A 13,526-nucleotide genomic window follows, 5' to 3' on the forward strand; every position below is an offset into this window, starting at 1 on the left:
GACTGAGTATAAGTTACTAAGAAAACAGCTAATCAAGTTGTAAAAAAACGTTAATAAAAAAGCCCGAATTTGTTAATTCGGGCTTTCTATATATCAATAAGTTATTCTTTTAGAATGATAGTAAATGACCTGGTTTAGAAGTCAACTGTTGTAAAGGTGGTGCAAACTGTGTTAATTTTATGCCTTTAACTGCCACCTTATACTCTTCTATAGTAGGTATTCTACCCAAAATTGCTGACAACACTACTACTGGAGTAGATGCTAATAAAGATTCTCCTTTTTTACGATCAGAATCTTTTACTACACGACCTTGGAATAAACGTGTAGAAGTTGCCATTACAGTATCACCTTGTTCAGCTTTTTCTTGGTTACCCATACATAGGTTACAACCAGGACGCTCTAAATACAAAATGTTCTCGTACTGTGTACGTGCCACTGCTTTTGGAGCATTATCGTCAAATTCAAAGCCAGAATACTTTTGTAATAACTCCCAATCACCTTCAGCTTTTAGCTCTTCAATGATGTTATAAGTAGGAGCCGTAACTACAAGCGGAGCTTTAAACTCAACTTTTCCGTATTCTTCTTCTAAGTTTCTAAGCATCTTAGAAACTATTTTAATATCTCCTTTATGCACCATACAAGATCCTACGAAACCTAAATCTACTGCCTTTTCTCCACCATAATAGGTTAAGTCTCTAATAGTATCGTGTGTATATCGTTTAGATACGTCTTCATTATTTACATCAGGATCGGCAATCATAGGCTCATCAATAATATCAAGATTCACCTCAAACTCTGCATAATATTTTGCATTCTCATCTGGTGTAAGTGGTGGTCTTTTACCTGATCTTACTTCTTCTATTCTTGCGTTTGCCTTGTCTATTAATCCTTGAAGTACTTTATTTTCGTTATCCATACCTTTTTCAATCATGATTTGGATACGACTCTTAGCTATTTCTAACGATTCAATAAGCGTTTCATCTTGAGAAATACAGATAGACGCCTTCGCTTTCATTTCAGCGGTCCAGTCTGTAAATGTAAATGCTTGGTCGGCAGGTAAAGTACCAATATGAACTTCAATAATTCTACCTTGGAAAACATTCTCACCACCAAACTTCTTCAACATTTGTTGTTGCGTAGCATGTACCACATCACGGAAATCCATGTGGTCTTTCATTTCTCCTCTAAACGTAACTTTTACAGATTGTGGAATTGGCATAGTAGCCTCACCCGTTGCTAAAGCTAATGCCACAGTACCAGAATCGGCACCAAAAGCAACCCCTTTAGACATACGTGTATGCGAGTCTCCTCCAATAATAATATCCCAATCACTAACCGTAAGGTCATTTAATACTTTATGAATTACGTCTGTCATTGGGTGGTAAACACCTTTAGGGTCACGACCGGTAATTAAACCGAAGTCATTCATAAACTTCATTAATCTAGGAATGTTAGCCTTCGACTTGCTATCCCATACAGAAGCAGTGTGACAACCTGATTGATATCCAGCATCTACAATTGGAGAAATAACAGTAGCTGCCATCATTTCAAGCTCTTGAGAAGTCATTAAACCTGTAGTATCTTGAGAACCTACAATATTAACCTCTACACGAACATCTGAACCCGCATGTAACACTTTACCTGGTGTGTTACCTACAGCATTTTTATTAAATATTTTTTCTACAGCAGTTAAACCTTGCCCATCTACAGATATTTCTTTTGAAGGTGCATACACCTGAGGAATATCTATACCTAAAATTTTACAAGCAAGCGTTTGTAACTTCTTACCAAATACAACAGCATAAGAACCACCAGCTTTTATAAACTCCATTTTCTGAGGAGTTAATGCTGAAGAGATATCTTTAAGTTCCTGATCTCCGTTGTAAAGTTTTTTCTCTTTTGTATTAATAGTTAAAACAGTTCCTGTTTCAACAGAATATTCTTGTTTTAAAACTGGCTCACCATCAGCATCTACAATAGTGTTGCCGTTTTCATCCTTTTGTTTAACCCAGTTTTGTAAATCTATACCAATACCTCCTGTAACACCAACTGTTGTTAAAAAGATAGGCGCAATACCATTGGTACCCGCAATTACAGGAGCTATATTAATAAATGGCACATAAGGAGAAGAAGATACTCCTGTCCAAAGTGCTACGTTATTAACACCAGACATACGAGAAGAACCTACTCCCATAGTTCCTTTTTCTGCAATTAACATTACACGCTTATCAGGATGTTGCTCTTTTAAAGCTAACACTTCTTTCTGCATGTCTTTATTGTGTTCAAAAATACACTGACCGTGTAATTCTCTATCTGAACGTGAGTGTGCATCTGCACCAGGAGATAATAAATCGGTAGAAATATCACCTACACCAGCAATATACGTTACAACCTTTATTTCTTCCTCAACCTCAGGTAACTCTGTAAAAAACTCAGCCTTCGCATAACTTTCAAGCAACTCTTTCGCTACTTCACTGCCGCTATTATAAGCTTCTTCTAAACGTTGTGTATCTGCCTCGTACAAAAACACCTGTGTTTTTAAAACATCAGTTGCCTTTTTTGCTATAGCTGAATCAGTTCCTAATGCTAGGTCTAATAAGACATCTATAGAAGGTCCTCCCTTCATATGAGATAACTGTTCCAATGCAAAATCTACTGAAATTTCATTTACAACAGATTCTCCTAAAATAATTTCTTTAAGAAATTTAGCCTTCACTGCAGCAGCACTAGTAGTACCTGGCAATGTGTTATAAATAAAGAACTTAAGAGAATCTTCACGATACTGATTCTCTGTATCTTTGATCTGACCAATAATTTCGCTTAATAATTCAGCACCATCAATTGGTTTAGGACTAAGCCCTTGGGCTTTACGTTCCTCTATTTCCTTCAAATAGTCTTGGTAAGTCTGCATAAAAGTTGTTTAAAATAAAAAACCGTTAATTGAATAAACCTTAATCATTTCCTCAATTAGCAAAGCAATATTACAAATTTTATTACCTATTTTAAAATAAGTAACAAAAATCATTGTTTTTACAAAATAACAAACATTCTAATGAAGATTCAACAAACTACTCGTATAATTTTCGCTAAAAAGATATAGCTCATTACAAGAAAATAGAAGGCCCTGAGAATCCATAAAATTGCCTGTTCATTTTTAGAAACAATGTTACCAAAATAAACAACTTTAAAACACATAGACTTATCAATTATATCTATGAATGCATAAGTATTAAGCATTACACAAATACACCATTAAGGCTTTTGAAGTAACACATTTATAGACCCTGCCAAAATCTCTTCTTCTGTATACTTAGCAAAATCCTCATGTAATTTAAGATGTTTGAACATTTTATATTTCACAGAATCTTTTTTAGGCTGATCATAATCCAAATAAACTATCTTAAATCCAATTTCCTCAAAAAGTTCAACATATTGAGGCAAACGTAATCTATTATGATAGTCAAAACGTGTTTGTATAGCATCCCATTGCTTCTGTGAATATTTTAGAAAATCGTAATACGATAAAGAACTATCTGAGTAAGCCCTATGATCACTAGGAGAAATTAGATGTAAAACATATGCTCCTTCCTTCATTTCATCAAAAAAACGTTGATGCATTGCTTTAATGGCTTCTGGAGGAACATGCTCTAGAACAAATCTAGAAAAACAAAAATCTATATTATTTGGTAAGCGTGTAGTTGCAACATTTGTTCTTGGAAAGTACTCTATAAAATCAGGTAATTCACCTTGCGCACCTTCTGAGCTATTATTAAAATAAGTATTAATCCTAGCAATATTATCCTTATTGTAATGAGCATTTATATCATAGGTAAACACCTTCTTTACGTTACCTTCTGTTTTAAATAGGTATGGCATCAAAGGCAGCCATCCCGATCCAATTTCAATAACTTGAGCGCCCTCTAAACTAATAAAGTTGTTAGATAAGATACGGCTAATTAACTTCCAACTGGCTTTGTTAGACCTTAAATTTTGATCTATACTTTTAAAACTTCGCTCTTGAATTTTATGATAAATCGCATCGCCTACTTTCAGAGGAAGCACTTGTAACATGTGAAAAAAACCCCTCCTAAGTACATGGACTTTCATATTTGAGCAAATTAAAAAATTCTATAAAATCTCTTTAATTAGATCTTCCTCGGTAATGTTTTCTGCTTCTGCTTTGTAATTCTTAATAATCCTGTGTCTAAGTATACCAAGCGCTACTGCTTTTACATCTTCTATATCAGGAGAAAATTTACCATGCACAGCTGCATGAGTCTTAGCTGCTAAAATAAGGTTTTGAGACGCCCTAGGCCCCGCTCCCCAATCTACATATTTCTTAACAATTTCTACCGCACTATTAGCATTTGGTCTAGTTTTACCTACTAACGAAACCGCATACTCTATCACATTATCTGCTACCGGCATTCTACGAATTAAATGCTGATAACTAATAATTTCTTCTGATGTAAATAAAGGAGTAACCTCTACTTTATTATCTGCGGTAGTAGCCTTTACCACATTCACCTCTTCTTCAAAGCTAGGATATTTTAATTCTATAGAAAACATAAACCTATCTAACTGTGCTTCAGGTAATGGATAAGTACCCTCTTGTTCTATAGGGTTTTGCGTAGCCAACACAAAATATGGTAATGAAAGTTTATACTGTGTACCAGCAACCGTTACTGCCTTTTCCTGCATAGCCTCTAAAAGCGCAGACTGCGTTTTAGGTGGCGTACGGTTAATCTCATCTGCAAGAATAATATTAGAGAACACAGGCCCTTTTAAAAACTTAAAATTGCGGTGTTCATCTAATATTTCACTTCCTACAATATCACTCGGCATTAAGTCTGGTGTAAACTGAATTCTCTTGAAATCTAACCCCAAAGCTTGAGCAATAGTATTTACCATTAAAGTTTTAGCCAACCCCGGTACACCTATAAGTAAAGAATGTCCACCAGAAAATACAGCAATCAAAATTTGATTTACTACATCTTCTTGACCAATAATTACCTTTGCTATTTCTTTTTTAAGTGCTTTGTGTTTAGATACAAGTTGCTCAATTGCAGTTACGTCAGACATAAAATTTGTTTAATTTTTTAACCAGTTATTGGCAAATTCACAGTTTCGGTTATCCTCTCCTACATTGATAAAGGTATCCTCAATCTTTTCTTCTGTCCACTTCTTAATCTCCTTTAACTGCTTATCTCTTAACGCCAATTCTGCAATTTGTGTATAATCTTGAGAATAATCTGCTTTATGGTCAGGTACTCTCTTATTTACTTTTATAATTTTATAAAAAACCTCTCCGGTTCTCTCGTTATCTTCTAATATTGGAGTTGTAATTTCTCCTTCTTTTAAAGAGTAAATATTACTGTGAATCTCTTGATCCATTTTTGCCAACTCAAATTTAAGATCTAAAGTTTGTGGGTTAATTAATTTACCTCCATCATACTTTGTTTCCTTTTCATCTGAATATGCCTTAGCAGCTTCTTCAAAAGAAATTTTATCATTAATCAATAAACTTCTAATAGAGTCAATCTCAGATTTAGCCGCTTCAATAGCACTTTGTGGAATTTCAGGACGAATTAAGATGTGTCTTACATCACGTTGCTCTCCTTTAATTTTATCTACAGTTAAAATATGCCAACCAAAATCTGTTTGAAATGGCTCAGAAACTTCTCCTTCTTTCAATGAAAAGGCTACATCTACAAATTCCTTTGCAAATTGAGTTTTACGAGTAATACCTACGTATAATCCTCCTCTGGTTCTTGAACCAGGATCTTCTGAGTACAACATTGCTTTAGATGAAAAACGAACACCATTATCTTCTACATCCTCTTTCATTTTACGCAATCTCTCAATTACTTTTTGCGTTTCTTCTTCAGGCACATCTGGTTTAATAACAATCTGAGCTAATTCTACAGACTCTCCAAAAACCGGACGTTCTTCTTCAGGTATAGCATAGAAAAAAGTTCTTACCTCTTCCGGTGTCACTTCAATCTCCTCTATAATTTTATCACGCATACGCTCTGTTAGCATTTGCTCTTTAACAATATTAGAAAGCTCTTCTCTTAGCTCACCTTCAGTTTCCATACCGTATAACTCTATCAGCTTTTTCATGTCGCCATTAACTTGCTGCATAAAGTAATCAATTCTTCTATCTACACCTGCTCTAATTTCAGCCTGACTAACTTCTATACTATCCTGTACTGCAGAGTGCATGTACAGTTTGTCTTCCATTAGTTTACCTAATAAATTACAATGTGTTAAATCTTCAGACGGATACCCTTGATTTTTTAACCCTTGTAATGTTTTTTCAATATCCGATTCTAATATAATATAATCTCCTACAACTGCCGCTACACCATCAACCTTCACCATTTTTCTTTTTACGGTATCATTTTTTACCGCTCCAGTTTCCAATGCTACATCATTGTCTTGAGCTTTTGCTATAAATGAACCTGCAAATAAAAACAGGAAAAGCATCTTATTCATCATCTTCATATATTTCAAATTGTTTATCTTTAATTGCATCGCTAATAATATCTTTTTTAAGCTTTTGAATAAACTTGATCTTTCTCTGATTTAAAATAATTTGACGTATGGTTGGCTTAATAAAACTCAACGGAGCTGCGTCATTTCTTAATTTATAATCTTTTACAAACATCAAATATACTCCTAATGAGTCTTCTAATTCAAAAAAATGTGATTTTTTTAAGTAATCTTGTACATTTTCGTCTGTAACCGGAGGTATTTTAGTAACCACATCTGATGACTTTATCCAAACGCTATCGTTAAAAACGTAATTAGTGTACATATAAGACAATGAATCTAAATAGTACATATCTTCATCATCAAATCTTTTAAACTTATCTCTAAATTTTTTAATGTTACTATTACTTGTAGGCACGCCCATGTAGCGCAGCTTAAAAACATCTTCGGTAAGTTTAAAATTATCCTTATTAGCCTCGTAATAATTTTTCAATTCTTCTTCACCTACTATGGTATCTAAAGATCTTAACACAAGCTCTTCCAGATAGGCTTTTGAATAAAGATCATTCTTATAATCTGAAACTAATATTTGAAATTCTTGAACTTTCTTTTCGTCTAAATTCTTCTCTGCATTTTTCATAAGAAGATTCTTTGTAGCCCAAGAGTTGATAAAATTTTGCACAATCAAAGCACTATCCTCTTTAGAAACCCCTTTAGGCACTAAAGCTTCTAACTCATCCTTATACAAGTATTTTTCTCCTACTCTAGCAACCACTTCTTTTTCTTCTTCTTTTTTAATTAAATTACAAGAAGAAAAAAACAAGACTGCAAGAAATAATCCTGTTAAAAATCTCACTTAACTTCCTTTTTTACTTTTTTCAGCACTTTTTTATTAACTTCAATAACATGACCTTCTCTTAAACCATCTAGCCATTCTTGTTCCAAATACTGCTGATAATCACTAATCACCTTACCCTTAGCATCTTCTAATGTTTTTAATTCAGGAGATTTTACAACCCCAGCTTTAATCACATAAAATTCACCAGGTCTGGTTTCTATTACTTTAGAAACACCTTCAGCCAATGTATAGCTTTCTGGTACAGCAACATCACCTACCTCTATAGTTTTACTAGTAATTACCGCATTAATACGGTCTGTTGTATTTACTGTTTCTTTAATGTTTGCAACATCTTTATTAGCTTTAAACAAGTTTTGTACTGTTTCTGCTATTTTCTTACTGTTACATTTAGCTATTACAGCTTCGGCTCTATTTTTCCACATATAATTATCCTTATGGTTCTCATAGAACGTTTCTAAGCCTAATGTATCAGTTTTAGCTTTATCCCAAATTTTAAACTGCATTAAATCAAAAAGCAACAATCCGTCTCTATACTCTTTAATAGTTCCTGCATACTCAGGATTTTCTTCTGCCAGATGCTCTTCTTTATAATCTAATATTTGTTGTTGAACAAAACTCGTATACCCAGCATTTACAAATCTATCTACATTTTTAATTGCAGCCCTTTTTTGTCTTATTTCTAGCAAGCTTAAAAACTCTACAACTTTCACAGACTTGTCATTATTAATAGAAAACAACTCTTGCTTAACTTTAGGGTCTTCCTTATCAAAAGACCATCTTCTCATCATTAAAGAGTCGTTAACCATAGCTTCTACAACATCCCATCCCTCTTTATTCTCTTTAAAGCTATATTGGTTCTTTAATTCATCTACATATTTTTCAGTAATATATTTAGAACGAGAATCTTGTTTTATTTGCATCTCTAAATTCCCTTTTTCTTCTTCGTAAGAACCTACTGGGTATTTTTTAAGCAATTTTATAATATGCCATCCAAATTCACTTTTAAAAGGCTGTGTAAAGTCACCTGGCTCTTTTAAGCCAAAAGCAGCCTCTTCAAAAGTTGACGAACTTAAATTACCAGATCCAAATCTTGATAATCTTCCTCCATTAACAGCTGATGCTTTATCATCTGAATATGTTGCAGCCAATTCTTCAAACGGAAGCTCATCATTCTTTAACTTCTCGTAAACTTCTTTTATTTTTTGTTCTGCATGTTTTTTAGCATCTGGCGTATCACTTCCACTAGATGCCACCATAACGTGAGCTACTTCTAACTCTCCTCTATTTTCTCTAATATCTTCTACCTTAATGATGTGATACCCAAATTTGGTTCTTATAGGCTCTGAGATTTCACCAACAGGAGTATTATATGCGGCAGATTCAAACGGATACACCATTCTAAAAACAGAAAAATACCCTAAATCTTCTCCATAAATAGACCTTCCGTCGTGCACTGCTTTCATTTCAGCATCAAAACCTACTTTTAAAGCCTCATCTCTAAAACTAACAATTTTATTATAAGCATTTAACGTATCATCTGGCGAAGCTGCTTCATCTACCAATACCAAAATGTGTTTTGCTTTTACTTCTTTTAGCAACCTGTCATATGCCTCTTTCACCAAAGCTTCAGACGCATTCGTATCTGTCAGGTAATTTTTAGCAAGCTGTTTTCTGTACCCATCAAACTCTCTTTTGAATGAGTTTTTCTCATCAAGATTTAATTCTTCTGCTTGTAAAACTTTTAACTTGTAGTCTATAAAAAGTTGTAAGTATTCATCTACGTCTTTCTGTGACTCATCTTTAACTAAGTCTATGTTTTTATTATAAATTCTAACAAACTCATCTTTGTAAACAGGCTCATTATCAATACTAAAAATAACTTCTTTTTGGTTTTGCGCAATTGTAAGATTTACTAACAACACAAATAACAGAAAAACTGTGTGTCTCATTTTAAAAACAAATTTAAGTGCAACAAAAATAAACATTAGCTACAATTAATCAATATGACAACGATACTATTCTAAAATATTGTTTAATTTTAAAAATTTAACTATTATATTTGGCATAGAATTTGTAATTTTAAATTGCAAAGATTGTAACTATGAAGAAACTATACACATCAATTTTTATATTGATTTTTTTACTAACAGCTCAGTACTCTGAAGCTGCAGTTTCTTTGTTACCTACACCCACCCAGAAAACTACACTCACTGAGGACCAAATAAAAGTTTTTTATAACAACAATGCGCTTCATATAAGCGGTTTAAGCGATAGTAATACTACTATAGAAGTATACAATATGCTTGGAAAAAGAGTAGCCAGCTATCAAAACATTAGAGTTACCGGGAGTTTCAGTAAAAATATCTCGTTACCCAAAAACAATATTTTTATTGTATCTGTACAAACAGAGAGCTTCAAGAAAACTTTTAAGATTGTAACCAAATAACCAAATTATAAGACAACACACTACATAGGTGTGTTTTTTTATTGATTACAAAATTTAACCTCAGGCATGAAGTACACTTTAGAAATTGCTATACAGAAACCTATTGAAGTTGTTGCCAGTACGTTTTATTCAGCTGAAAACATGAAACATTGGCAAGAAGGTTTTGTAAGCGCAACCAACATTTCAGGAACCCCTGGAGAAGAAGGCTCAAAAACTAAGCTTACCTATAAAATGGGGCGAAGAGAAATTTCTATGATTGAAACTATTGTAAAAAATAATCTGCCGCATGAGTTTCATGCAACGTATGAAACCAAAGGTATATACAACATTCAAAAAAACTATTTTGAATATTTAGACTCTAGCGCCACTAAGTGGATCTCTAAATCTGAATTTAAATTTACTAGCTTATTTTTTAAAGTATATAGTTTTATAGCTCCGGGAAGTTTTAAAAAACAGAGCCTTAAATACATGAAAGACTTTAAGAAATTTACAGAAAAAGGAATTTCTGTAGTAGATATATGAGAGACATTAAAATTATATGGGACTTTAGAGGTCCTGCTGCATTAAAAACAGCCGAGCACCATGCTATTCATTTAAAAGAATATGCAGCTAATTGTGCTATAGAATACACAACTATTGACATTCAAACTTTCAATGAATTTTATACCATTGCCTTTATAGTGGTTAAAGAAAAAGACATGCTTTCTGTTAGGGATGCGCTTAAGCCACACAGAGCAGAAGTATACATAAAAAAAAGAAGAGACTAATTAGTCTCTTCCTCTTTTTTTGAAGTATCATCCTTCTTTTTCTTCTTTTTCTTTTTAGCAGGCTTTCCCAAAATTATTTTAACCTTTTGCTTAATTCGCTTTTCGGTTTCATCAATCATTGAACTCCAGTCTGCACTAAAAACGTACAATCGTAATTTCTTAGAAAGCTCCAACGCCTTCTCTAAATCTTGCTTCATCTCATATAACAAGACCTCTCTTAGCTTAACTTCAATTTTATTAACCCCTTTAACTGTTAACGCAAAGGCAATTAATTTTTCAGCTTCGTCAAAATCTTCATTATACAGTAAAGTATCTAAATAATAAGGATATATTTCTAATGCATTTATATCTATAGACAATGCTTTTTGAAAATACATCTTAGCTTCTTCGTACTTCTGAAGCTGCTCTGCATATAATCTGCCATAAAGGCACAATGCCATCGTATTATTCTCATCATATGACAATGCATAATCCAACGACTCTAATGTTTCTTCTAAACTATATGGATAATTATCCATAGCCTGAAACAAATACTTATCTATCGACGTCATCTTTTAAATTCTTTTTTAAGGCTAGCCTTTGTTTCTTGTACTTCTTTTCTATAAATCGTTTCTTAAAATCAGAACCCCTAAAAACCCGTACCGGGTTTCCTCTTTCTACTTGTAACTGGTTTTGCCATTCTTGCAAAAACCGTTCCTCATATTGCTTCAGTTGTTCTTTATTTAATTTCTCTTTCAAACGTTCTTTTGCTATTTGTTTATTTTTATGCTGAGAACGTGTATCCATCACCTGAACACTAATACCGGTGGGCTCATGTGTAGCTCTTACGGCAGAGCTTACCTTATTAACATGCTGACCACCAGCACCACTACTTCTATAAGCCTGATACGTAATCTCTTTTTCAGAATACGTATGTAGGTTCAGTTTTTCGAGCTCAAATATACCTATAAACCAATTTCTACGCTTATGAAATTTCCTAAAATTGCTTTTTCCTATCCATTGAATAGTACCTACCCATGAATTTGCAAATTTCTTGATTTCATTTCCGCTCAAATGTAGTAATACAGAAGCTACAGTACCATTTTCCTGTCCGTCTTCTTTTGCTAGCACTTTCACCTCTATACCCTCATTCTTAGCCTCTTGCATTAGTTGCTTTAACACCTGAGCTACCACCCAAGTACACTCTGCCGGCCCCCTACCTGATGTAATTTGAACAATTGTTTCCATTATTTACTCATTCTAACAATTTTAGGAGTAAACGTACCTAATACATCTACCAACTCCTCTTGAAGTTTCATAACAGTTTCAATATTCTTATACGCCATAGGAGCCTCATCTACGCCACCTCCTAACAAATGAACATCATTCGTTTTCAAGATTTTCTTCATATCGCTCTTGGTAAAATTAGACTTACACTTAGCTCTTGAGAATACCCTTCCAGCACCATGAGAAGCAGACTGTAAACTATCCACATTCCCTTTACCACGTACAATATAACCAGGAGCAGTCATAGATCCCGGAATAATTCCTAATTGACCTTCAGCTGCAGGGGTAGCCCCTTTTCTATGAACCACACACTCTTTACCATCTACCATTTCTTTCCAAGCAAAATTATGATGGTTTTCTATGGTTAACGCCACATGCTTACCTAGCGCCTTTGCTATACGATAATGAATATTATCATGACAAGCTTTTGCATAATCACCAGCTAAATTCATAGCCATCCAATACTCTTGCCCATCATGCGTATCTAAATCTAACCAAGCCAAATGCTGTACATTTTTAGGTAACGGACATTGTTTTGTAGCTAAGTAAGTATAGTGCTTTGCAATGTTTGCCCCCAATCCTCTTGAGCCACTATGAGAAAGCACGCCTAAATAAGAACCTTTGGGCAACTTACTAGCTGGAACTTCCTCTAAAATATCTACTACACCAAACTCAACAAAGTGGTTTCCTCCTCCAGAGGTCCCCAATTGCGCATAGGCTTTATCAAGTAATCCTTTAACTAAAGGAATATCTTTAAACTCGACTCTAGAAAATATTTCATGATCCATCTTTTTAGCATGAACCTCTTTCATACCAAATTTAGTATGATCACTTAAAATACCTTTTAGAAAATCTGTTTTACCTTTTAAATAACTTGCCGGTAAATTAAAAACAGACAAGCTCATTCTGCAACCAATATCTACACCAACACCATAAGGTATTACAGCATTATCTGTAGCTAATACACCCCCAATTGGTAAACCATACCCTGAGTGAGCATCTGGCATAAGTGCCCCTTTAGTAGCTACCGGAAGCTTCAAAGCATTAAATAACTGACTTTTAGCTACAGCATCAATTTCATTTTCACCAAAAATAGAAAACGGAGCTCTTGTTTGTTCTAACTCTTGTTTTCTAACCACCACCGGAGCAATTAACCCCTCAGCTAATTTACCCCAAGTTCCATGCGACTTAAATTTATCTGGTGAAAGCAACACCTCTTTTGCTTCTGCTAAAATAGCTTCTTTCTTCTCCTTTTTTCTGTATCTATGTATTTGCCCTAAGGCTATATTGATTGAATTATTCTTCGGAAAACCTAAATTTATCAGGTCCCTTCCATTTAATTTCTTTCCCATTTTAAAAAAATAATATTGAATTAAGCCATAACAGACCTAACCTTTACTCCTAAGAGTAATTAAATTTTACATTCGGGAATTATCAAACTAGTGTGAAAAAATAGCATATAAAAAAACCCGAATCTTTACATCTTCGGGTTTCTCATTTATATCTTATTTAGAAAAGTATAATCTATGAAAAATAGAAACCACGAAGAACATTGGCACTAGCCAACGGCAACTTGAAGTAATCTTGAAACATTTGCATTTTTCTTCGTTTTTAAAGGTTAATAATTAATTTTTACGCTTCAAAAGTATAAAAAAAATTAATAGGTACAACAAAAAATAAAAAATCCCCCTAA

At 33.7% G+C, this 13,526-nt stretch carries 12 protein-coding genes; 3 read left to right on the forward strand and 9 right to left on the reverse strand.

All coding sequences use genetic code 11. The features are described from left to right. Positions 1 to 109: 109 nt before the first annotated feature. The 6 genes from Y10_RS14460 to Y10_RS14485 all read right to left on the reverse strand — a co-directional run bounded on the left by Y10_RS14460 (position 110) and on the right by Y10_RS14485 (position 9,303). A complete protein-coding gene (locus Y10_RS14460) occupies positions 110 to 2,911 on the reverse strand; it encodes a bifunctional aconitate hydratase 2/2-methylisocitrate dehydratase (protein WP_281766120.1) in 2,802 nt (933 codons plus the stop codon). 341 nt (positions 2,912 to 3,252) lie between these two features. Next, positions 3,253 to 4,071, reverse strand: coding sequence for a class I SAM-dependent methyltransferase (locus Y10_RS14465; protein WP_281766121.1), 819 nt, complete (start codon positions 4,069 to 4,071; stop codon positions 3,253 to 3,255). A 57-nt stretch (positions 4,072 to 4,128) separates the two neighbouring features. Then, positions 4,129 to 5,082: an AAA family ATPase gene (locus Y10_RS14470; RefSeq protein ID WP_281766122.1), complete on the reverse strand. Its 954-nt coding sequence runs from the start codon at positions 5,080 to 5,082 to the stop codon at positions 4,129 to 4,131. Positions 5,083 to 5,091: 9 nt separating this feature from the next. Continuing rightward, positions 5,092 to 6,501, reverse strand: a complete 1,410-nt coding sequence (locus tag Y10_RS14475) for a peptidylprolyl isomerase (protein ID WP_281766123.1) — start codon at positions 6,499 to 6,501, stop codon at positions 5,092 to 5,094. After that, complete coding sequence (locus Y10_RS14480) at positions 6,491 to 7,351, reverse strand: peptidyl-prolyl cis-trans isomerase (RefSeq protein ID WP_281766124.1); 861 nt, start codon at positions 7,349 to 7,351, stop codon at positions 6,491 to 6,493. Before Y10_RS14480 ends, Y10_RS14475 begins: the two co-directional genes overlap by 11 nt. Then, positions 7,348 to 9,303 carry a peptidylprolyl isomerase gene (locus Y10_RS14485; RefSeq protein ID WP_281766125.1) on the reverse strand — a complete coding sequence of 652 codons (1,956 nt, stop codon included), beginning with the start codon at positions 9,301 to 9,303 and terminating at the stop codon, positions 7,348 to 7,350. The genes Y10_RS14480 and Y10_RS14485 overlap by 4 nt, the downstream gene beginning before the upstream one ends. A 152-nt stretch (positions 9,304 to 9,455) precedes the next feature. On the opposite strand from Y10_RS14485, the gene Y10_RS14490 reads away from it, so the two are divergent. The 3 genes from Y10_RS14490 to Y10_RS14500 all read left to right on the forward strand — a co-directional run bounded on the left by Y10_RS14490 (position 9,456) and on the right by Y10_RS14500 (position 10,567). Next, positions 9,456 to 9,800 (forward strand): T9SS type A sorting domain-containing protein, encoded by a 345-nt coding sequence (locus Y10_RS14490; RefSeq protein WP_281766126.1) that lies wholly within the window; start codon positions 9,456 to 9,458, stop codon positions 9,798 to 9,800. A 66-nt stretch (positions 9,801 to 9,866) separates the two neighbouring features. Beyond that, positions 9,867 to 10,322, forward strand: a complete 456-nt coding sequence (locus Y10_RS14495; protein WP_281766127.1) for an SRPBCC family protein — start codon at positions 9,867 to 9,869, stop codon at positions 10,320 to 10,322. Next, the gene (locus tag Y10_RS14500) at positions 10,319 to 10,567 is read left to right on the forward strand and encodes a hypothetical protein (protein WP_281766128.1); all 249 of its coding nucleotides are present in this window, start codon (positions 10,319 to 10,321) and stop codon (positions 10,565 to 10,567) included. Before Y10_RS14495 ends, Y10_RS14500 begins: the two co-directional genes overlap by 4 nt. Here the strand turns inward: Y10_RS14500 and Y10_RS14505 are convergent. Genes Y10_RS14505 through Y10_RS14515 form a run of 3 tightly spaced genes read right to left on the reverse strand, consistent with a single transcriptional unit; the run spans position 10,564 to position 13,185 of the window. Continuing rightward, a complete protein-coding gene (locus Y10_RS14505; protein WP_281766129.1) occupies positions 10,564 to 11,118 on the reverse strand; it encodes a tetratricopeptide repeat protein in 555 nt (184 codons plus the stop codon). The two genes, Y10_RS14500 and Y10_RS14505, sit on opposite strands and share 4 nt — an antisense overlap. After that, complete coding sequence (gene prfH / locus Y10_RS14510) at positions 11,102 to 11,794, reverse strand: peptide chain release factor H (RefSeq protein ID WP_281766130.1); 693 nt, start codon at positions 11,792 to 11,794, stop codon at positions 11,102 to 11,104. The genes Y10_RS14505 and prfH overlap by 17 nt, the downstream gene beginning before the upstream one ends. Beyond that, the gene (locus Y10_RS14515; RefSeq protein WP_281766131.1) at positions 11,794 to 13,185 is read right to left on the reverse strand and encodes an RtcB family protein; all 1,392 of its coding nucleotides are present in this window, start codon (positions 13,183 to 13,185) and stop codon (positions 11,794 to 11,796) included. The genes prfH and Y10_RS14515 overlap by 1 nt, the downstream gene beginning before the upstream one ends. Between the last annotated feature and the right edge of the window lie 341 nt (positions 13,186 to 13,526).

Source organism: Neptunitalea lumnitzerae, from assembly GCF_027924185.1.
Taxonomy (GTDB): Bacteria; Bacteroidota; Bacteroidia; order Flavobacteriales; family Flavobacteriaceae; genus Neptunitalea; species Neptunitalea lumnitzerae.